The sequence below is a fragment of the Streptomyces mobaraensis NBRC 13819 = DSM 40847 genome (assembly GCF_017916255.1).
GTDB lineage: Bacteria > Actinomycetota > Actinomycetes > Streptomycetales > Streptomycetaceae > Streptomyces > Streptomyces mobaraensis.
Window position 1 is genome coordinate 445,106 of record NZ_CP072827.1, and the last position, 18,928, is coordinate 464,033.

General features: G+C 73.9%; 20 protein-coding genes and 1 pseudogene. 16 read left to right on the plus strand and 5 right to left on the minus strand.

Annotated elements, in window-relative coordinates; translation table 11 throughout:
• Window positions 1-46 precede the first annotated feature (46 nt).
• From J7W19_RS01660 to J7W19_RS01695, 8 genes are all read left to right on the plus strand, one after another.
• Window positions 47-358, plus strand: a complete 312-nt coding sequence (locus J7W19_RS01660; RefSeq protein ID WP_004941477.1) for a hypothetical protein — start codon at window positions 47-49, stop codon at window positions 356-358.
• Entirely contained in the window at window positions 355-765 is a 411-nt protein-coding gene (locus tag J7W19_RS01665; RefSeq protein ID WP_004941479.1) for a hypothetical protein, read from the plus strand. Before J7W19_RS01660 ends, J7W19_RS01665 begins: the two co-directional genes overlap by 4 nt.
• A 74-nt stretch (window positions 766-839) precedes the next feature.
• Window positions 840-1,346, plus strand: a complete 507-nt coding sequence (locus J7W19_RS01670; RefSeq protein WP_004941481.1) for a nuclear transport factor 2 family protein — start codon at window positions 840-842, stop codon at window positions 1,344-1,346.
• Window positions 1,347-1,360: 14 nt separating this feature from the next.
• Window positions 1,361-2,074, plus strand: coding sequence for a B3/B4 domain-containing protein (locus J7W19_RS01675; protein ID WP_004941484.1), 714 nt, complete (start codon window positions 1,361-1,363; stop codon window positions 2,072-2,074).
• Window positions 2,075-2,718: 644 nt separating this feature from the next.
• Window positions 2,719-2,952 carry a hypothetical protein gene (locus J7W19_RS01680; protein ID WP_004941485.1) on the plus strand — a complete coding sequence of 78 codons (234 nt, stop codon included), beginning with the start codon at window positions 2,719-2,721 and terminating at the stop codon, window positions 2,950-2,952.
• Window positions 2,953-2,996: 44 nt separating this feature from the next.
• Window positions 2,997-3,830 carry a sugar phosphate isomerase/epimerase family protein gene (locus tag J7W19_RS01685; protein WP_004941488.1) on the plus strand — a complete coding sequence of 278 codons (834 nt, stop codon included), beginning with the start codon at window positions 2,997-2,999 and terminating at the stop codon, window positions 3,828-3,830.
• Window positions 3,827-4,888: a zinc-dependent alcohol dehydrogenase gene (locus J7W19_RS01690; protein ID WP_158688750.1), complete on the plus strand. Its 1,062-nt coding sequence runs from the start codon at window positions 3,827-3,829 to the stop codon at window positions 4,886-4,888. Before J7W19_RS01685 ends, J7W19_RS01690 begins: the two co-directional genes overlap by 4 nt.
• A gap of 92 nt (window positions 4,889-4,980) precedes the next feature.
• Entirely contained in the window at window positions 4,981-5,901 is a 921-nt protein-coding gene (locus J7W19_RS01695; RefSeq protein WP_004941491.1) for a VOC family protein, read from the plus strand.
• Window positions 5,902-5,946: 45 nt separating this feature from the next.
• On the opposite strand, the gene J7W19_RS01700 is transcribed toward J7W19_RS01695, so the two are convergent.
• Together J7W19_RS01700 and J7W19_RS01705 are read right to left on the minus strand one after the other, a co-directional pair.
• Window positions 5,947-6,384 carry a nitroreductase family deazaflavin-dependent oxidoreductase gene (locus J7W19_RS01700; protein ID WP_004941495.1) on the minus strand — a complete coding sequence of 146 codons (438 nt, stop codon included), beginning with the start codon at window positions 6,382-6,384 and terminating at the stop codon, window positions 5,947-5,949.
• A gap of 193 nt (window positions 6,385-6,577) precedes the next feature.
• Complete coding sequence (locus J7W19_RS01705; RefSeq protein ID WP_233478215.1) at window positions 6,578-7,801, minus strand: MFS transporter; 1,224 nt, start codon at window positions 7,799-7,801, stop codon at window positions 6,578-6,580.
• Between the two features lie 203 nt (window positions 7,802-8,004).
• Here J7W19_RS01705 and J7W19_RS01710 point away from each other — a divergent pair, with 203 nt between their 5' ends.
• Together J7W19_RS01710 and J7W19_RS01715 are read left to right on the plus strand one after the other, a co-directional pair.
• Window positions 8,005-8,382, plus strand: coding sequence for an ArsR/SmtB family transcription factor (locus J7W19_RS01710; RefSeq protein WP_004941500.1), 378 nt, complete (start codon window positions 8,005-8,007; stop codon window positions 8,380-8,382).
• Between the two features lie 102 nt (window positions 8,383-8,484).
• Window positions 8,485-9,941 (plus strand): annotated as a pseudogene (locus J7W19_RS01715) (aminotransferase class I/II-fold pyridoxal phosphate-dependent enzyme).
• 210 nt (window positions 9,942-10,151) lie between these two features.
• Here J7W19_RS01715 and J7W19_RS01720 read toward each other — a convergent pair.
• Entirely contained in the window at window positions 10,152-10,325 is a 174-nt protein-coding gene (locus J7W19_RS01720; RefSeq protein ID WP_004941508.1) for a CsbD family protein, read from the minus strand.
• 166 nt (window positions 10,326-10,491) lie between these two features.
• On the opposite strand from J7W19_RS01720, the gene J7W19_RS01725 reads away from it, so the two are divergent.
• The 5 genes from J7W19_RS01725 to J7W19_RS01745 all read left to right on the plus strand — a co-directional run bounded on the left by J7W19_RS01725 (window position 10,492) and on the right by J7W19_RS01745 (window position 14,639).
• A complete protein-coding gene (locus J7W19_RS01725) occupies window positions 10,492-11,457 on the plus strand; it encodes an LLM class F420-dependent oxidoreductase (protein WP_004941512.1) in 966 nt (321 codons plus the stop codon).
• A gap of 23 nt (window positions 11,458-11,480) precedes the next feature.
• Window positions 11,481-12,191 (plus strand): HemK2/MTQ2 family protein methyltransferase, encoded by a 711-nt coding sequence (locus J7W19_RS01730; RefSeq protein ID WP_411848820.1) that lies wholly within the window; start codon window positions 11,481-11,483, stop codon window positions 12,189-12,191.
• Window positions 12,192-12,234: 43 nt separating this feature from the next.
• Window positions 12,235-12,591, plus strand: a complete 357-nt coding sequence (locus tag J7W19_RS33725; protein WP_169345286.1) for a CDGSH iron-sulfur domain-containing protein — start codon at window positions 12,235-12,237, stop codon at window positions 12,589-12,591.
• A 77-nt stretch (window positions 12,592-12,668) separates the two neighbouring features.
• On the plus strand, window positions 12,669-13,748 hold the full coding sequence (locus J7W19_RS01740) for an iron-containing redox enzyme family protein (RefSeq protein WP_004941522.1): 1,080 nt from the start codon (window positions 12,669-12,671) through the stop codon (window positions 13,746-13,748).
• 246 nt (window positions 13,749-13,994) lie between these two features.
• A complete protein-coding gene (locus tag J7W19_RS01745; protein ID WP_004941525.1) occupies window positions 13,995-14,639 on the plus strand; it encodes a DUF6875 domain-containing protein in 645 nt (214 codons plus the stop codon).
• A gap of 22 nt (window positions 14,640-14,661) precedes the next feature.
• Here J7W19_RS01745 and J7W19_RS01750 read toward each other — a convergent pair whose 3' ends face one another.
• Both J7W19_RS01750 and J7W19_RS01755 read right to left on the minus strand, forming a co-directional pair.
• Window positions 14,662-15,318: an HhH-GDP family DNA glycosylase gene (locus J7W19_RS01750; protein WP_004941527.1), complete on the minus strand. Its 657-nt coding sequence runs from the start codon at window positions 15,316-15,318 to the stop codon at window positions 14,662-14,664.
• Window positions 15,319-15,335: 17 nt separating this feature from the next.
• Window positions 15,336-17,456: a catalase gene (locus J7W19_RS01755; RefSeq protein WP_004941531.1), complete on the minus strand. Its 2,121-nt coding sequence runs from the start codon at window positions 17,454-17,456 to the stop codon at window positions 15,336-15,338.
• Between the two features lie 487 nt (window positions 17,457-17,943).
• On the opposite strand from J7W19_RS01755, the gene J7W19_RS01760 reads away from it, so the two are divergent.
• Window positions 17,944-18,909 (plus strand): UDP-glucuronic acid decarboxylase family protein, encoded by a 966-nt coding sequence (locus J7W19_RS01760; RefSeq protein ID WP_004941534.1) that lies wholly within the window; start codon window positions 17,944-17,946, stop codon window positions 18,907-18,909.
• Window positions 18,910-18,928: the final 19 nt, after the last annotated feature.

Genomic DNA, 18,928 nt, shown 5'->3' on the forward strand with positions numbered 1-18,928 from the left:
ACCCGACGGACGGTGCGCCAGGGGGCGGCTCCCGTAGTATTCGACCATGGGCGACGAGCAGACCCCCGACTTCGAGCGGATCAGCATCACGGTCCCCCGCGAGCTGGCCGAGCAGTTGCGCGGCTTGAAGGACGCGAACGTGATCGAGTCCGTGTCCGCCTTCGTGACGAGAACGCTGGCCGGCCAGATCGACCGCGACCGCCGCCACCGCGAGAGCGAGGAGCGGCTGCGGCAGGACTTCGGCCTGGACGAGGAGTACATCGCCCTGGCCCGCCAGTGGGCGGACGACGCGACCGGCCGCCGCACCCGGCTGCCCCTCGACCAGTACATCGCCACCCGCCGGAGCAGCGCCGCGTGACCGCCGACGCGGTGACGGGCGTCGTCCTCGACGCCGGCTTCCTCTCCGACCTGGCCACCGACCGCAGGATCGAGCACGAGGTCCTCACCGACCGGTGGAGCTGGCACGCCGTCTCGGTCAACGTGCCGCAGACCGAGCTCGTCCTCGCCGAGCGCGAGAAGCCCGGCCGCGCCCGGGCGGCGCTGGAACTCCTGCTCGCCCGCTGCGGCCCCTCGGTGCTCATCCGGCCGCTGGACCTGACGGCCGTCGAGGCGGCCGGGACGATGATGCGGCGGTACGCGCTCGACGACATCGCCCTCGCGCACACGGCCGCCGTCGCCGTGCCCTCCGGGTGGACGGTCTTCACCACGGCCCCCGAGCGCTACCGGCCGCTCGGCGACGCCGTCGACGTGTTCGGGCTCGCCTGACACCACCGGCCCCGCACCCGCCGGCCGCCCGGGCGCCTTCCGCCCACCACGGCCGCGGCCCTGCCGTGACGGCCATGACGGGCACCCCGCGACACCCCGACGTCGGGACCGCCGTCCGCTACCACACCGCCCTGACCCGCCGGGCCACCGCCGAGGAGCCGGCGGGCTTCTTCCATCCGGACGTGGTGCAGCACGAGTTCCCCAACGCCCTGGCCCCCGACGGCGCGGTCCGCGGCCTGCTCGCGATCCTGGAGACGGCGGAGCGGGGCCGCGCCGTGCTGAGCCACCAGGCGTTCGACATCGTCGAGGCGGTCGCGGCCGGTGACACGGTCGCCCTGGAGGTCCGCCGGCGCGGCACGCGCGCCGTACCGCTGGGCGAGCTGCCCGCCGGACACGAACCGCGGGCCCGCTTCGCCGCGTTCCTGGAGTTCCGCGACGGCAGGATCGTCGCGCAGCGCAACTACGGCTGCTTCGACCGCCTCGCCCAGGAGGACCGGCGGCGCCGGTCCGAGGTGCCGCCTCGGAAGGAGATCAATTCCCTTCCAGTACATCCTATGGCACTCTTGAGTGCATTCCAGTGAACTCAAGGAGAGTCATGCCCGCCGCCGACCTCAAGAGCCTGCTCGACTCCGCCGTCATCGACCCCGCGGTGCGCGCGCTGCGGCCCGACTACCGAGCCCTCCTCATCGCCGCCGAGGGTCTCCGGCCCGGGCCGAGCGACGCCGCGAGCGAGCGGCTGCTGGCGGCGGCCGAGGGGACCGCCCGCCGCCGGTTCGGCGACGCGCCGCCCGAGGAGCACCCGCACCTGGCCGCCTGGCGCGAGGCGTTCCGGGCGTTCGGCGCCAAGCCGCAGCGCACCCGGCCGAGCGCCGAGGCCCTGCTCCGCCGCGTCCCCGCCGGGCTGCCGCGCGTGGACCGGCTCACGGACGTCTACAACGCGGTCTCCGTCGCGCACGTCATCCCGCTCGGCGGCGAGGACCTGGACCACTACGCCGGCGCGCCCCGCCTGGTCCGGGCCACCGGCGACGAGCCGTTCGGGACCACGGCGGGCGGGGAGCCCGTCGTCGAGCACTGCCCGCCCGGCGAGGTGGTCTGGCGGGACGACGCGGGCGTCACCTGCCGGCGCTGGAACTGGCGCCAGTGCACACGCACCCGGCTCACCGGCACCACCACCCGGGCGCTGTTCGTCCTCGACGCGCTCGGGCCGATGAGCGACGCGGACCTCGCCACGGCCGGCGAGGCCCTCACCGAGGCGCTGGCGGAGACCAGCCCGGGGGCGGTGACGGCCTCCCGGCTGCTGGCCGGCTGAGCGGTCACCGCCACGGCGATCCGGTGCGGGGCGCGACGCGCACGCCGCCACCTTCCGCGTGCGAACGGGCCGGAGCTCGCGTGTTTGCCCGCGCACCCGATCGTGTGGGCGATGGCATGATCGCAAAAACGGCCGGGCATCGTCAGAGGGAATTCCCCCTTGGGCCGCACGGGCCCGCGAGCGATCCGCATCGCGTACGCGCCGGCCCGGCCACCGGTACGCGCACGGAGTTTCCGCACCACCTCACGCCCGGACCCCGGTGGACCTCCGGGACACTCCACAGCCAGTCGGGAACATCACGGCTCGAAAGGAATCGGGGTACACCTTGTCGAGCTGGCCAAGACCGCCCGTCTTTTCGCGGCATCCGCCGTACTCGACGTGATGCTGCACATTCCCGCGGGGGAATCCGCCGCGCGCCCACCCCGTCCGGAAGATCCCTCGTCGACGTCACCTGCCCACTGGGAACGCAATTCACCACGTACCGACCGGGATTGACCCTTTCCCCGCGGTACACGCGCTACACGGCTCACGGGACGCCGACCACGTGCCTGTCGACGGGGGCAGCGGGGCTGAAAGGCGCCGTTTTCACCACCACCAGCGAGGGACACGCGAGTTGCCTCTCCGGAGAGGTCACGGAAAGGTCGGTGTACCACTGGAACACCGGCGCGACGAGCGTGGTGGAAGGCAGGTTCAAAGTGAACCTCAAGCCGAACGGCACCACCGTCGTCGTGGCGACGGGATCCGTGGTCTCGGGCGCCTTCGCGGGCGCCACCACGGTGCAGACGAAGATCCTGCCCAACGTCGGCCTGCTGGACTGCCTCGCCCCGCGCGGCATGACGGGCGCCGGTGGCCCCGTGAGCATGACCGTCACCGGCTAGCCACCGCACCGACCAGTGATCTCTCCCGCCGAGGAGGCGTTCCGGTGGTCCCTCTCGCCTACAACGACAACGGGCTGCACAGCGTCCCGCTTCCCGTTGCCATCGAGGAAGTCGCCGCCGCCGGATTCAGCGGTATCGAACTGTCGTTGGCCCGTGGCCGGCTCGACCCTTTCGACTTCACGCCGTCGCACGCCGCACGCGTACGCGCCCGGCTGGAGAAGGCCGGGATCACGGCCTGTGCGCTGGCGGCCGGGGACGCCCGGCTGCTCGGCGGAGAGCGCTTCGAACCATCCTTGGTCCATCCGACCGCCGAAGGGCGCCGGCAGCGCACGGAACTGCTGACCAAAGCGGTGGACATGGCCCGGGAACTGGGCATTCCCACCGTCGGTTTCGCCAGCGGCAAGCTCCATCCCGGCACGGATCCCGGCGAAGCCGCGCGCCGGCTCAAGGACGGCGTTCTCGCCCTGCTGGAGTACGCCGGGGAGGACGTCGCACTGTCCTTGGAACCCGAACCCGGTTTTCTGATCCGGACCAATGCCCAGGTCGGCTCCTTGCGCACCGAGCCGGGGCTGGAATCCCTGACGCTCTGCCAGGACCTCGGCCACTGCCGGGTGGTGGAAGACGACTATCTCGGAGCCAGTGAACAGTGGCTCCCCATCACCCGGCACATTCAGATCGAGGACATCAAAGGAAGGCACCACCGCCACGAGATCCCGGGGGACGGGGACATCGATTTCCCCGCCTTCTTCGCCCTCCTCGGCAGGAGCGGGTACCGGGGTTGGGTGAGCGTGGAGCTCTACAACCAGGCGCACCGCTACCGCGAGGTGCTGCGCCGCAGCCACGACGTCCTCCACGCCGCCCGGGCCGGCCTCTCGTGACCACGGCACACGGCACGGAGGGAGCCGTCCCCGGGCAGAGGCCGGTGGAACTGCTGCTCGCCGGTCCCGGCCGGCTCCTGATCCGCCCGCTCGGGCCCCCGGCCGGTCCCGCGCCGGGAGAGGTGATGGTCCGAGTGGACCGCGTGGGGCTGTGCGGCAGCGATTACCGGCTCTACCAAGGGACGTACGGCGGCCCGTGCGCCTATCCCCTCCGTTTCGGACACGAGTGGGCGGGGGAAGTCGTGGCGGCGGGCCCCGGCGCGGGCCGTCTCCTCGGCCGGACCGTCACCGGCGACTGCTCGCGCTGGTGCGGCCGGTGCGACCGGTGCCGAACCGACCGCAACCTCTGCCGGAGCATCGAGAAGTTCGGCCTCACCACGGACGGCTTCTCCAGCCGGTACGTCCATGTACCGGCGCGCTACCTCTACCCCGATCCGCACGGCCTCCCGCCCGACCTCCTGGCCCTGACCGAGTTGTTCGCCGTCGCGCTGAGGGGTTTGCGGAAGGCGCCCGCGCCGGCGGCGGCCCCCGTCCTCGTCATCGGCGCCGGCCCCCTCGGCCTGGCCGTCCGCCTCCTGGCCACCTCCACGTACCCGGCCTCCCGGGTACACCTGTTGGAGAGCGACCGGCGCAAGGTGGAGACGCTCGCGCGACGGGTTCCCGGCCTCGTCTGGCACGCCCCCGAAGAAACCCCGGCCCCCGGCGGAACGCCGGACGCCTCCGCACCGCCCGGCTACCCGCTGGTGGTCGACTGCGCGGGGGCCGGGGAGCCGCTGAACACGGCCCTGCGGCTCACCGAGCCCGGGAGCACCGTTGTGTACTTCGGCCTGCAGAGAACCACCGGCGTCCGCTGCGACCTCCTCACCACCAAGGGCCTCACGGTCCTGGGGTCCGTCGGCGGGACCGGGGCGTTCCCGGAGGCCATGCGCTTCCTGAGCCGGCACGTGGAGGAGGCCCGGCTGCTCCTCACCCACCGCTACCCCGCCCACCAGGCGGCCGAAGCCCTCCGGGCGGACGCCGGTTCGCGCATCAAGACGCAGCTCCTCTTCGACCACTGACCGCCCGAAGACCGCCCCGAGACCGGCCCGGACCTGCCGTGGCGCACGGCCCGCGCCGGCGTGTCCGTACCGCGGGAAGCAGGGAGTCCACCGTGCCGCTGCACCGACTGGCATCCGTCACCATCGGCGTGCCGCACCCCGAACAGACGGCGCCCTACTACCTCCATCTGGGCCTGACCCCGGACACCGACGGCTGGTTCGCCACCCGGGACGGCGGCCGGCAGCTCCGCATCGTCCCGTCACCGACGCGCCGGCTGGCGGAGATCCACCTCGAGGCGCACGACGAAGACGACGTCCGCGCGCTGGCGGGCCGGCTCGCGCGCCTGGGCGTCGCCCGCACGCCGCGCGCCCGGGAGCTCGTCACCCGCGACCCGGTCACCCGGGTCGCCGTGCGGGTGACCACGGGCCCGCCCCGCACCCCTCCGTCGGTCCCGCCGACGCCCTACAACGGCCCGGGGCGCGTCGAACGCCACGGGCGCGCCGCGGCGGTGTGCCGGGACCGTCCTGTCCGCCCCAGCAAGCTCGGACACGTGGTCATGGGCTCCACCGACGTCGCGGCCACGACGGCCTTCTTCACCGCCGGCCTGGGCTTCAAGGTGTCGGACACCGTCAAGGACCAGGCGGTGTTCCTCCGCTGCTCGACCGATCACCACAACGTCATGGTGATGGCGGCTCCCGTGACCTTCCTGCACCACACCTCATGGCAGGTCGACGACATCGACGAGATCGGGCGCGGGGCCCACGCCATGCTCGACGGCCACCCGGAACGCCACGTCTGGGGCCTGGGACGTCACCATGCGGGCGCCAACTTCTTCTGGTACCTCAAGGACCCCGCCGGCAACTTCACCGAGTACTACAGCGACATGGACTGCATCACCGACGACCATCTCTGGAAACCCGAGGTCTTCGACGGTGCCACGGGTCTCTTCGCCTGGGGGCCGACGCCGCCCCCTTCGTTCCTCCGCCCTGACGACCTGGCGGACCTCATGGTCTCCTCCCACCACGCGGGCTGACCCCGCGGCCGGCGGCGCACCGTCGTCCGCCGGCCGCCGCCCGGCTCAGTGCCCCTCGGGCACCCGTTCCAGGACGAAGACGGGGATCTCCCGGTCGGTCTTCTTCTGGTAGTCGGGGTACGCCGCCACCGCGCGCTCCCACCAGCGGGCCTTCTCCTCGCCGGTGACCTCGCGAGCCGTCATGTCCTGCCGCAGCGGGCCGTCCTGGAGCTCGGCGCGCGGGTCGGCCTTGAGGTTGTGGTACCAGACCGGGTGCTTGGGGGCGCCGCCCTGCGAGGCGACGACGGCGTACCGTCCCTCGTGCTCGACCCGCATCAGGGGCGTCTTGCGGAGCTTCCCGCTCTTGGCCCCGCGCGTGGTGAGGACGACGACGGGCATGCCGCGCAGCGTCGTCCCCTCGGTCCCGCCGGAGCTCTCGTACTGCTCCACCTGGTCCCTGACCCACTGCTCGGGGCTCGGTTCGTACTCGCCTTCCAGCGGCATGTCACTGCCTTTCTCTCGGTGTTTCCGTCGCGTCGCGGTCCGTGCCGGCGGGCCGTCGGAGGAACGCCCTCCGGCCACACGGGCTCAGGCATACCCGTGGGGCGCGGGAGTTCACTCCGTCCGCCCCCCTCCGAACAAGCGCGGGGGGCCGGGGCAGCATTCCCGGCCCCCGCCCGCCCGGGCCTTCGCCGCGTCAGACCTCCGCCACGGCGCGGCCCCGGCGGGCCAGGACGGTCAGTCCCCCGGCCGCGGCGGCCACCGCGAGGACCGTCGCGAAGACCGTCGCCCCGGTCGGCAGCCCCACCGCGTCGCTGAGGAAGCCGGCGGCGACCGGCAGGGTGCCCGCCGGCACATAACCGCCCACGTTCATGGCCGCGTTCGCCTCGGCGAGCCGCCGGGCCGGGACGCCGGCGTTCAGCAGGGAGAGCCCGCCGAGCTGCCCCAGGCCCTGGCCCGCGCCGGCGAGCAGCGCGGCGGCGGCGAGGAGGGCGGCCGAGGAGAGGCGGACCGCGCCGACGAGGGCCACCATGGCCAGGACGGTGCTCACGGCGCCGGCGACCAGGGCGGTCTCGGGGCGCAGCCGGCGGACGGCGAACTGGACGCCGGTGGCGGCGAGGAACATCACGAAGGCCATGGCGCCGGCGACCACCCGGTTGGTGGTGCCGAGGAGGCCGGAGAGCAGGGAGGGGCCGAGGGAGAGGACGAACGAGGTGGCGGTGATGCCGGGGGCGAAGACGGCGACGCCCCGCAGCAGGTCGCCGCCCCGGCCGCGTGGCACGCCCGGCACCCGGATCCAGGAGCCGCCGCCGGCGCCGGCCGGGCGCGGGAGGGGCATGCGCAGGACGACGGCCAGGGCGAGGACGAGGAGGACGGCCTCGACGCCGAAGACGGTGGCAGTGGGGGCCGGGAGGGTTTCGGAGAGGACGCCGGCCAGCAGCGGGCCGAGGCCGGCGCCGAGCACCATCGCGGTGGAGGCGAGCAGCGCCGCCTGCCGTTTGCGCGCGGGCCCGGCGACGTCGGAGACGGCCGCCATGCCGGCGGAGACGACCGCGCCGACGGCGATCCCGGTGAGCAGCCGGGCGGCCATCAGGGCCGCGACGGACGAGGCGGTGGCGAAGATCCCGCAGGCGGCCAGGGCGAGGAGCACCGCCGGGACGAGGACCGGCCGCCGGCCGATCCGGTCGGAGAGGACGCCCGAGACGAGGAGCGAGCCGATCAGGCCCGCGATATAGCAGGCGAAGACGAGGGTCAGGGTGCCTCGGGAGAAGCCGATGTCCCGCTGCCAGAGCGCGTAGAGCGGCGTGGCGGCGTTGGAGAGGACGAAGACGGCCGTCACCGGCCAGGCGGCGAGCCACAGCCACCGGCCCGGGGCGGCGGACGGGGCGGAGGCCGTCTGGCGGGCGGGTCGTGTGGCCACGGGGGCAAGCCGGATGTCCGTCACCGGAGCTCCTTTTCGGCGGTCGGGGCGCGCCGGGGCAGACCGGCGCGCCGTCGGCGGAGCCCGCAGGCACCGCTGTACGAGTTATTTCGAACTTAGCACGCAGTACGATTGAACTCGTACAGTGAGCGTCCGACCGTTCGAACCCGTGACGGTTCGAACCCGTGAAAAAGAGGAAGCCGATGACCACCTCCCGCCCCGCCCGCGTCTTCCCCGTCCCCCCGGAGCCGGCCGACGTGCCGGCCCCGCTGCCCGAGCCCGACGCGGCGGACCTGCGGCTGGAGACCGTCCTCGGCGCGCTGAGCGATCCGCTGCGGCTGCGCGTCGTCCGTAAACTGCTGCTGGAATCCGAGGCGTTCGACCACCCGTGCGGCTGGTTCGGCCTCGACCGGCCCAAGTCCTCGCTGACCCACCACTTCAAGGCGCTGCGCGAGGCCGGCGTCACCCGGCAGCGCCAGTACGGGCTGGAGCGGCGCAGCCAGGTGCGGGTGGCGGACCTGGAGGCCCGGTTCCCCGGGCTGCTCGCACTGGTGGCCGACTGGACGCCCCCGTCCGGGTGACCCTCGCGGCCGGTCTGCCCGGTCGTCCGGCCGGGCCGGGTTTCCCGCGCGGGCATCGGGTCACACGCCTGGCGAACGTCACCGGCCGTCCGGAGGGAACCGATGGACCACACGCAGGCCCCCGTCCTGGAAGCACTCGCCGCCTACCACGAGGCAGGCCGGCTGCCGTTCACCCCGCCCGGCCACAAGCAGGCCAGGGGCGCCGATCCGGCCGCCCGCCGGGAGCTGGGCGACGCCGTGTTCCGCGCGGACGTCCTGGCCACCGGCGGCCTGGACGACCGGCGGACCAGCGGACGGGTCCTGGAGCGGGCGGAGGCGCTGATGGCCGAGGCCGTCCACGCCGAGCACACGTTCTTCACCACCTGCGGCAGTTCGCTGTCGGTCAAGGCCGCGATGCTGGCCGTCGCCAGCCCGCACGAGGAGCTGCTGGTCGGCCGGGACGCGCACAAGTCCGTGGTCGCCGGGCTGATCCTGGCCGGCATCCGCCCGGTGTGGGTGGAGCCGCAGTGGGACGCGGAACGGCACCTCGCCCATCCGCCGGCCGCCGCCGCGTTCGAACGGGCCTTCGCGGCGCACCCGGACGCGCGCGGCGCGCTGGTCACCAGCCCGACTCCGTACGGGTCCTGCGCGGACCTGGAGGGCATCGCCGAGGTGTGCCACCGGCGCGGGCGCCCGCTCATCGTGGACGAGGCGTGGGGCGCCCACCTGCCGTTCCACCCCGACCTGCCGGCGTGGGCCATGGACGCCGGCGCGGACGTGTGCGTGACCAGCATCCACAAGATGGGCAGCGTTGCCTGGAGCAGGGGTCGGTCTTCCACCTCCAGGGCGATCTCATCGACCCGGCCGCGCTGAGGTCCCGCGCCGACCTTCTGGGCACCACCAGCCCGTCCGTCCTCATCCTGGCCGGGATCGACGGCTGGCGGCGGCAGATGATGCTGCACGGCCGCGAACTGCTGGACCGCACGCTGGAACTGGCGGCGTCGGCCCGCAAGAGGATCGAGCGGATCGACGGGCTGCACGTGAACGACCGGGCCGACTTCACCGGGTCCGGACTGGCGGCGGACCTGGACCCGCTGCCCGTGGTCATCGACATGGCGGAGCTCGGCACCACCGGCTACCGGGCGGCCGACTGGCTGCGCGACGAGCACCGCGTCGACCTGCACCTCGTCGACCACCGGCGGATCAGCGCCCAGCTCACCCACGCCGACGACGAGGAGACCGTCCGGACCCTGCTGGACGCGCTGCGCGACCTGTCCGAGCGGGCGTCCGGGCTGCGGCCGGCGCCCGGCGACCTGCGCATGGAACAGGTCCTGCCGCCCCGGGACGCCTACTTCGGGCCCGTGGAGGACGTCCCCCACGACCGGGCGGAGGGGCGGATCGCCGCCGAGATGCTGACCCCGTACCCGCCCGGCATCCCGGCGGCCCTGCCCGGCGAGCGCCTCACCGGGCCCGTCCTGGAGTACCTGCACACCGGGATCGAGGCGGGGATGAACCTGCCGGACGCGGCCGACCCGGAGCTGCGGACGGTCCGGGTGACGCGGGAGACGGACGCCGCCTGACCGGGCCCGGCTCACCGGCACCGGGCCGGGCCTCCTTCCGACCGGCCCGCGGCGCGCGAAGGCCCCGGACCACGTACGAAGACACCAGAGGGACGCGCGAAGGCCCCGGGCGGCGGACGCCCGGGGCCTCGGTGACGATGCTCGCTGCGGGGCGGGCGGCGGACCGCCTCGCCCCTTGATCACTTCTTGCTCACTCCTTCAGGGTGCGCATCACTTCTTCAGGGTGCGCCGCACGTCCTCCGCCGTCTCGCGAATGTCTCCCTTGGTCTTCTCGGTGCGGCCCTCGGCCTGCATCCGCCGGTCGCCGGCCGCGCGTCCGGTGGCCTCCTTCAGCCGGCCCTTGGCCTGCTCGGCCTTGGCCTTGGCCTTGTGTTCGGCGCTCATCGCGCGCCTTCCTTTCGAGAGGTGTGACGTCCCCCCTCGAGCCCTTCACGGGCCCTCACCGCCGAGTGTCCCGCGCCGGTCCGCCGCGCGCACGTCCCGGGCGGCCGAACGGCTCGGGGGCCGCACCACGGGTTTCCCCCGGGCCGCTCAGGGCACTCGGGGGTGCATGGTGCACATCGGCTACACAATGATGACCGAGCAGGCCGGGCCACGGGAGCTGGTCGAGCACGTGGTGGGCGCCGAGAAGGCGGGCTTCGACTTCTCCGTCACCTCCGACCACTTCTTCCCCTGGCTCGCCTCCCAGGGCCACTCCCCGAACGCCTGGGCCGTCCTGGGCGCCGCGGCGCAGGCGACCTCGCGGATCCCGCTGATGACGTATGTGACCTGTCCGACGACGCGCTACCACCCGGTCGTCGTGGCCCAGCAGGCGGCGACGGTGCAACTGCTGTCCGAGGGCCGGTTCCGGCTGGGGCTGGGGTCGGGCGAGAACCTCAACGAACACGTCGTGGGCGGCGGTTGGCCGTCGCCGGACGTCCGGCTGGAGATGCTGGAGGAGGCGACGGGGATCATCCGGGCCCTCTTCGAGGGCCGCACCCTCACCCATCACGGCCCGCACTACGACGTCGAGCACGCCAAGCTGTGGGACCTGCCGGAGACCGCCCCGCCGATCGGCATCGCGGTGTCCGGCGAGCGCTCGTGCGAGCTGGCCGGGCACCTGGCGGACCTGGTCATCGCCACCGAGCCGAAGAAGGAGTTGCTGGACGCCTTCGACCGGCACGGCGGCACCGGGAAACCCCGCGTGGGCCAACTGCCCGTCTGCTACGACACGGACCGCGACGCGGCGATCGAGCGGGCCCACGACCAGTTCCGCTGGTTCGGCCTCGGCTGGAAGGTCAACTCCGAGCTGCGGGACGACCGCGGGTTCACCGCCGCGACCCAGTTCGTGACCAAGGACGACATCGCGGAGAGCATCGCCTGCGGGTCGAGGGTCGAGGACTTCGTCGAAGCGGTCCGGCCGTACGCCGAGGCCGGGTTCGAGGAGATCGCGCTGGTCCAGATCGGCGGCGGACACCAGGAGCCGTTCCTGAAGTGGTCGGCCGGCGAACTGCTGCCCGCGCTACGGGAACTGTGACGGCCCCGGAGACCCGGCCCGTCGTGCGCGGCGCACCGAAGCCCGCCGCCGGAACGGCACGGACCCCCGGTACGCGACGGCTGGTCCGGCCGCCCGGGGTGTACGCGCCGCAGGAGGACTCGTTCCTGCTCGCCGGGGCGCTCGCGCGCGAGCCGCTGCCCGCCGGGGCGCGGGTGCTCGACGTCGGCACCGGGACCGGCGCCCTGGCCATCGCCGCGGCCCGCCGGGGACGCGGCGTCCGGGTGACGGCCGTCGACGCGTCGCGCCGCGCGGTGCTCACGGCACGGCTGAACGCTCTGCTCGCTGGGTGCCGCGTCGAGGTGCGGCGGGGCGACCTGCTCGCACCGGTCGCGGGCCGGCGCTTCGACCTCGTCCTCGCCAACCCCCCGTACGTCCCCTCCCCCGACGGCGCCTTCCCCGGCCGGGGGCCCGCGCGCGCCTGGGAGGCGGGGGACGACGGGCGGGCGGTGCTCGACCAACTGTGCGCCGAGGCACCGCCGTTGCTCCGGCCCGCCGGGGTCCTGCTGCTGGTGCAGTCGGCGCTGAGCGGCGAGGAACGGACCCTGGAACTGCTGCGGCGGGCCGGGATGGCGGCCGAGGTGGTGGACCGCAGGTCCGTGCCGTTCGGGCCGGTGCTGCGCGAACGCGCCGGCTGGCTGCGGGAGCGCGGACTGCTGGCGGCGGGGCAGGACAAGGAGGAGCTGGTGGTGGTCCGTGGCCGGTACATATCCTGACGCGTCCGGTGCGCATCCGGACATGGCCGGTACGCACCCTGACGTGGCCGGTACGCATCCGGACGCGGCCGGCGCGCGCCCGCGCCCGGCCGGTACACGCCCCGACCCGGCCGGCGCAGGCCCCGACCCGGCCGGTACGCGCCCTGAACCGGCGCGGCAGCCCCCGGATGACGCGCGGCAGCGGCCCCGAACCGACGGCCCGGCGCCGCAACCCGCCCGCCGCGTCTCCCGCGAGCCGAACGGGCCGTTCCTCGTCGAGGGGCCGGTGGAGGTGGTCATGGAGGACGGTTCGATCGTGCGCTCGGACCGTCCGGTGGTGGCCCTCTGCACCTGCCGCCGCAGCGAGGAGTTCCCCTGGTGCGACACCAGCCACCGCCGCCGTCGCAGGCCCCCGGCGTGACGGGCCCGGCACCGGGTAACCGTTCCTCCCGCGCATCCCGCGAACCCTGCGCACCCCGCGGACCTCGGAGGCTCACGATGCACTGTCCGGCCGCGCGCGGCGAACTGTCCGGCGCGCTCCTGGAACTGTTCGGCCGCGACCCGGGCGACGGCCGGGACCCGCTGCCCGGCGCGCCCGCCGTGGCGGCGGCCGACCCCTACGGCGAGGACGTCCAACTGGCCCTCCACCTCTGCTACGAACTGCACTACCGCGGCCTGCCCGGCGTGTCCGACGCCTGGGAGTGGGACCCGCGCGCGCTGCGGCTGCGGGCCGTGCTGGAGAGCGCCTTCCTGGCGGCGCTGCGGGCCGACGCGCCGATCGGCGAGGGCGTGGACGCCGCGCTGGCGGAGCTGGTCACGGAGCCGCCGGACGGCGAGGCGGACGGCGCGTCGTCCTTCCTGCGCGACCACGGCACGTGGGAGCAGCTGCGCGAGTACGCGGTGCACCGCTCGGTCTACCAGCTGAAGGAGGCCGACCCGCACGCCTGGGCCATCCCCCGGCTCACGGGCACGGCCAAGGCCGGTCTGGTGGCGGTGGAGTACGACGAGTTCGGCGCCGGCCGGGCGGACCGGGTGCACGCGGCGCTGTACGCGGAGCTGATGCGGGACCTGGACCTGGACGACTCCTACGGCCACTACGTGGACGCCGTGCCCGCGGCCACCCTGGCCACCGGCAACCTGATGTCGCTCTTCGGCCTGCACCGGGCGCTGCGCGGCTGCCTGGTGGGCCACTTCGCGACGCTGGAGTGCACCTCGCCGCCCGGCTCGCGGCGGATGGTCCGGGCGATGGAACGGCTGGGTGCCGGTCCCGCGGCCGTCCGCTTCTACGCCGAGCATGTGTCGGCCGACGCGGTGCACGAGCAGTTGGTGCGGCGCGACGTGGTGGGCGGGCTGCTCCGGGAGGAGCCCGCGCTGGCGGCGGACGTGGAGTTCGGCATCACCGCCACCCAGTGGCTGGAGGGGCGGTTTGAGCGCCGTGTGACGGAGGCGTGGCGCGCGGGCCGGTCCTCGCTGCGGCGGCCCCTGGAAAGCACGGCGGAAGCGGGCGAACCGGAGGCGGCCGGTCCGGTCGGCGCCGGAGCGGGTCCGGGGCGGCGTGGCGAGGCCGGGGCGTCCTGACGCTGCCGTCGGCCCGCCGACGCCTCCGGAATTCAGGAATCCCTTGTTCCCCTGTCTCTGATTCGTGGTCGTTCGGGCCCGTTTCGGATGGAGCGCCATCCGAATTTCACTTTTATACCTTCCGATTGCCGGACCCGCTGTGTACGGTCGGTGCCGTCCGCCGAGGGGGGAAGCGCCAGGGCGTTCGGCCGTGCGGTGACCGCCTCCCCGGTCCTTTTTTCGGAGAGGTTTGGAACATTGTCCGAATTGGCTGATGAGTCCGGCGGTCCGATACCGGGACGCGCGGCGGCGGCGCGGGAGTGGCTGCACGACTACGTGTGCCTCCCGGACGCGCGGCTCGCCCGGGAGGGCGCGGTGTGCCCGTTCGTGCCGCCCTCGCTGGAGGCCGGCACCCTGCGGTTCGAGGTCTGGCCGGTGACGGCGTCGCCACCGGGCCTCGACGCCCTGATCGCCCGCATGGTGGAGGTGTTCGAGGCCACCCGGTGGGCCCACCGCAACCGCACCCTGCACGCCCTGCTGGTGGTTCTCGACGGTCTTCCGGACGACGCCGGCAGCCTGGCCGCGCTGGACGCGGCCCAGGCCCGCGCGAAACCGGGCATCGTGGAAAAGGGGCTGATGATCAGCCAGTTCCACCCGCTCTGCGACGAGTCCGCCGCCCGGAATCCGGAATTCAAAGCGCTGCGCGCGCCGGTGCCGATGCTCGCCCTCCGTCACATGGCCTTGCACGACATCGTATTCCTGAAGAGCGACCCGAGATGGTTCTCCGAATACGAGACCAGGTTCGGTGTCCGTTACGACCGCGGATCCGTGCAGGACCCTTTTTTCCGCGAGGTCTTCCACCGGGCGCGGGAACGTTTCTCCCGGTCGGCGCCCGTCTCCGGGGCCCGCTGAACGACGCCCGTACGGCGGGCCCTCACTCCTCCGCCCGCCGCCGGACGTCCTCCACCACCTCCTGGTCGAGGGCGGCCCGGACGAGGGCGGCGGCCAGGGCCGGGGTGTCCTCCGGGTCGACCAGGCGGGCCAGGGGCCCGGGCCGGTCCGGGAGACCAAGACGGGTGGCGCCCCGCAGGGCCTTGTCGTCGAGGTACGGCAGGAGTTCCGGCCAGACACCCTGGACCTCGCGGAGGAAGATGCCCGCTCCGGCGGGGCCCAGGCCGGGGATCTCCTGGAGGATCTCCGGGAGGCGGCCGGTGTCGCCGTCGGCGGCGGCCCGCATCCGGCGGACGTCGCCGCCGTACCGGTCGAGCAGCAGCTCGGCGCCTTCGCCCAGTTGGGTGGCGGTGCGCTCGTCGTAGCGGCGGTAGCCGCCCGCGCCGAGCGCGTCGACCCGCCGCTGCCAGCTCGCGTCGGCCATCCGGCGCGGGTCCTTCAGCCCGGCGTCGGCCAGGCTGCGGGCGGTGGCCACGGCGACCGAGGCCCTGATCCGGGCGCTGAGCAGGCAGGCCAGGACGAGGAGGCGGTACAGCGGCTGCGGGGTGTCCCGCAGCCGGATGCCCGCCTCCTCGGCGTAGGTGCGGCCGTGCGCGTCCAGCAGCGCCCGGACCGTGCGCCGGTCGTCGGCGGCGTTCACCGTGCGCTCCCCCGCCGTCAGTTGAGCAGGCCGGGCCGGCGGGGGAAGCGGTGCAGCGCGATCGCGGCGGCGAAGGCGTCGGCCACGTCCTCGACGGAGGCGGTGCCGTCGCCGGCGAACACCCCGTAGGACGGCGCCGATTCACCGAGGACGACGTCCTCGGGCAGCCGGGCCGCGGTCAGCAGGCGCGTCCCCTCGCCGAAGACGGCGAGCGGCTTGCCGTGCCGGTACGCCTCCTCGACGAACCGTACGGCCGCGGGGTCGGCGGCCAGCACCGACACCGCCTGGGCGCCGCCCGGCACGAGGACCGCGTCGTAGAGGACGGACGCCATGGTGGGCATCGCCCGGTCCACGTCGAGGGCCTCGCCCCCGGCTCCCTGCACCGAGCCGTCGCGGGCGGCCAGCACCTCGACGACCGCCCCCTGAGCCACCAGCCGGCCGCGGGCGGCGGCCACCTGCCCGGCGTCCGTCCCGTCCGCCGCCAGCACGGCGATCTTGCGGGTGCGGATGCCCTCGCCCATCAGGTTCTCCTGGCTCAGGGCGGGGGACGCGGCGGTGGGGACGTTCGCGTCGGGCGCCGGCGCGGGCAGGCCCAGGCCGTCGGCCACCAGGGCGGCCAGTCCGCCGTTCACATGGGCCAGGTTCCCGACCATGCGCTCGCGCACCTCGACGGACATGACCTTGCCCAGCTCGAAGCGGAACGCCTCGACGATGTGCCGCTTCTCCCAGTCCGCCATGCTGTTCCAGAACAGCGCCGCCTGGCTGTAGTGGTCCTGGAAGCTCTCGCTGCGCACCCGGATCTTCTCGCCGTCCACCCGTTCGGCGTAGTGCCGGAAGACGCCGGGACCGCCGCCCGAGCCGGCGTGCGCCGGGCAGCCGCCGCCGAGGGAGTTGGGGAAGTAGTTGGTGCCGGGGTGGATGACCTGCTGGCCGAAGCCGTCGCGGTGGTTGTGGTGGACGTCGGCGACCGGCCGGTTGACCGGCAGCTGGCTGAAGTTGGGGCCGCCGAGCCGGATCAGCTGGGTGTCCAGGTAGGAGAAGTTCCGGCCCTGGAGCAGCGGGTCGTTGGTGAAGTCGATGCCGGGCACGACGTTCGCCGTGTGGAAGGCGACCTGCTCGGTCTCGGCGAAGAAGTTCTGCGGGTTCCGGTTGAGCACCATGCGCCCGATCGGGCGGACCGGCACCTGCTCCTCGGGGATGATCTTCGTGGCGTCGAGGAGGTCGAAGTCGAAGTCGAACTCGTTCTCCTCGGGCACGAGTTGGACGCCCAGCTCCCACTCCGGGTACTCGCCGGCCTCGATGGACTCCCAGAGGTCCCGGCGGTTGAAGTCGGGGTCGCGGCCCGCGATGATCTGCGCCTCGTCCCAGACCAGGGAGTGCACGCCGAGCTTGGGCTTCCAGTGGAACTTCACGAACGTGCCCCGCCCGTCCGCCGTGACGAAGCGGAAGGTGTGCACGCCGAAGCCCTGCATCGTCCGGTAGCTGCGCGGGATGGCCCGGTCCGACATCAGCCACATCAGCATGTGGGTGGACTCGGGCTGGAGCGAGCAGAAGTCCCAGAACGTGTCGTGGGCCGAGGCGCCGGTGGGGATCTCGTTGTGCGGCTCCATCTTCACCGCGTGCACGAAGTCCGGGAACTTGATGGCGTCCTGGATGAAGAAGACCGGCATGTTGTTGCCGACCAGGTCGTAGTTGCCCTCGCGGGTGTAGAACTTGGTGGCGAACCCGCGGACGTCCCGCACGGTGTCGGCGGACCCGCGCGGCCCCTGGACCGTGGAGAAGCGGACGAAGACGGGCGTCCGCCGGCCGGCCTCGGCGAGGAAGTCGGCGCAGGTGTACTCGCTCAGCGACTGGTACGGCTCGAAGTAGCCGTAGGCGCCGGCGCCCCGGGCGTGCACCACGCGTTCCGGGATGCGCTCGTGGTCGAAGTGGGTGATCTTCTCCCGGTTGTGGAAGTCCTCCAGCAGCGTCGGCCCGCGCCGTCCGGCCCGCAGCGCGTTGTCGGTGTCGTCGACGCGCACGCCCTGGTCGGTGGTGAGCGCGTTGTGCGCGGGAGCGGCGCGGAACCGTTCCAGCTGCTGGTCCTTGGCGTCCTGCGCCGCCGGGTCGATGCCCCGGCCTGACTCGTGAGCGGGCACGCGCGTCCGTCCTTCCTGGTCGATGCCTCGTCGCGGCGGCCACCGGCGGGCCGTCCCGCGTGCCGCGGTTCCCGGCGCCGGCGCGACCGCCCCGGAGGGCCGGCGTCCGTACGGCGCCGATCGCCTCCTCAGGCTCACCCGCCTGCCCCGGGCGGGCAAGCCGAAACGGGCGGGGCGGGCGGTGCCACCGGGCCCGGGTTGCCCCAGGTGGCCCAACCGCCGGGGCTGTGCGACGCTTCTAGCCGAGCCGCATTCGCTACGGCGGGTCACGACCGCGAGCCCCGGGTGAACCGGGCCGGCCGGCCGCCCCCGCGCCGGGCCCTCGAAGGCCGGCGAGCAGACCAGAACTCCATTCCGCGTCGTCCCCGGGCCCCGGTCACCGGACGGTCCGGCGCCGCGGCAGCCCTCCCGACGGGACGACGACAGCCGGTCCACCGGCGGGCCGTACCGCACCGGGACCGGTGCCCGTACGCGAAGGAGTGTGATCATGGACGAACGACGCTGGACCCGTGCGGTGATCACCGGAGGAGCGGGTTTCGTCGGATCCCACCTGTGCGAACGGCTGCTGGCCGAGGGCACCGAGGTGTGCTGCGTCGACAATCTCGCCACGGGATCGCGCGACAACATCGCCCACCTGGAAGGGGATCCGCGGTTCTCCTTCGTCCGCGCCGACGTGTCGGCCCCGGCCGCCCTGGCCGCCGTCCCCGGGCCCGTGGACCTCGTCCTGCACCTGGCCTGCCCGGCCTCCCCCGTGGACTACCTGCGGCTGCCGATTCAGACCATGGAGGTGGGCAGCAACGGCACCCGGGCGGCCCTGGAGCTCGCCCGCCGGAACGCCGCCCGCTTCCTGCTGACCTCCACCTCCGAGGTCTACGGCGATCCGCTCGAACACCCCCAGCGCGAGGACTACTGGGGCAACGTCAACCCGATCGGCCCGCGCAGCGTCTACGACGAGTCCAAGCGCTACGCCGAGGCCCTGGTCGCCGCCTACCGGCGCACCCACGGCACGGACACCGCCATCGTCCGCCTCTTCAACACCTACGGCCCCCGGATGCGGGCCGACGACGGGCGGGCGGTGCCCAACTTCATCCGGCAGGCGCTCGACGGCGAACCGCTGACGGTGGCCGGCGACGGCGGCCAGACGCGCTCCCTCACCTACATCGACGACACGGTGGACGGCATCCTGGCGCTCGCCGCCCGCGGCCACCCGGGCCCGGTCAACATCGGCGGGACGGACGAGACCACCGTCCTCGAACTGGCCCGGTTCATCGTGGACCTGACCGGATCCGCCTCGGTGATCGAGTTCGTGGACCGGCCGGTCGACGACCCCGGCAAGCGCCGTCCCGACACCACGCTGGCCCGCCGCCTGCTCGGCTGGTCGCCCCGCGTGGACTGCGCGGAGGGCCTCAAGCGGACCGTGGAGTGGTTCGCGCGGACGGCCCCCGCCGCGTAACCCCCTTCCCGGTCCCCGC

Excerpts from the sequence above, each read along its gene's own strand:
- J7W19_RS01760 (WP_004941534.1), top strand. The coding sequence starts at position 17,944 with ATGGACGAACGACGCTGGACCCGTGCGGTGATCACCGGAGGAGCGGGT.
- J7W19_RS01670 (WP_004941481.1), top strand. The coding sequence starts at position 840 with ATGACGGGCACCCCGCGACACCCCGACGTCGGGACCGCCGTCCGCTAC.
- J7W19_RS01710 (WP_004941500.1), top strand. The coding sequence starts at position 8,005 with ATGACCACCTCCCGCCCCGCCCGCGTCTTCCCCGTCCCCCCGGAGCCG.
- J7W19_RS01720 (WP_004941508.1), bottom strand. The coding sequence starts at position 10,325 with ATGAGCGCCGAACACAAGGCCAAGGCCAAGGCCGAGCAGGCCAAGGGC.
- J7W19_RS01725 (WP_004941512.1), top strand. The coding sequence starts at position 10,492 with ATGGTGCACATCGGCTACACAATGATGACCGAGCAGGCCGGGCCACGG.
- J7W19_RS01660 (WP_004941477.1), top strand. The coding sequence starts at position 47 with ATGGGCGACGAGCAGACCCCCGACTTCGAGCGGATCAGCATCACGGTC.
- J7W19_RS01675 (WP_004941484.1), top strand. The coding sequence starts at position 1,361 with ATGCCCGCCGCCGACCTCAAGAGCCTGCTCGACTCCGCCGTCATCGAC.
- J7W19_RS01700 (WP_004941495.1), bottom strand. The coding sequence starts at position 6,384 with ATGCCGCTGGAAGGCGAGTACGAACCGAGCCCCGAGCAGTGGGTCAGG.
- J7W19_RS01740 (WP_004941522.1), top strand. The coding sequence starts at position 12,669 with ATGCACTGTCCGGCCGCGCGCGGCGAACTGTCCGGCGCGCTCCTGGAA.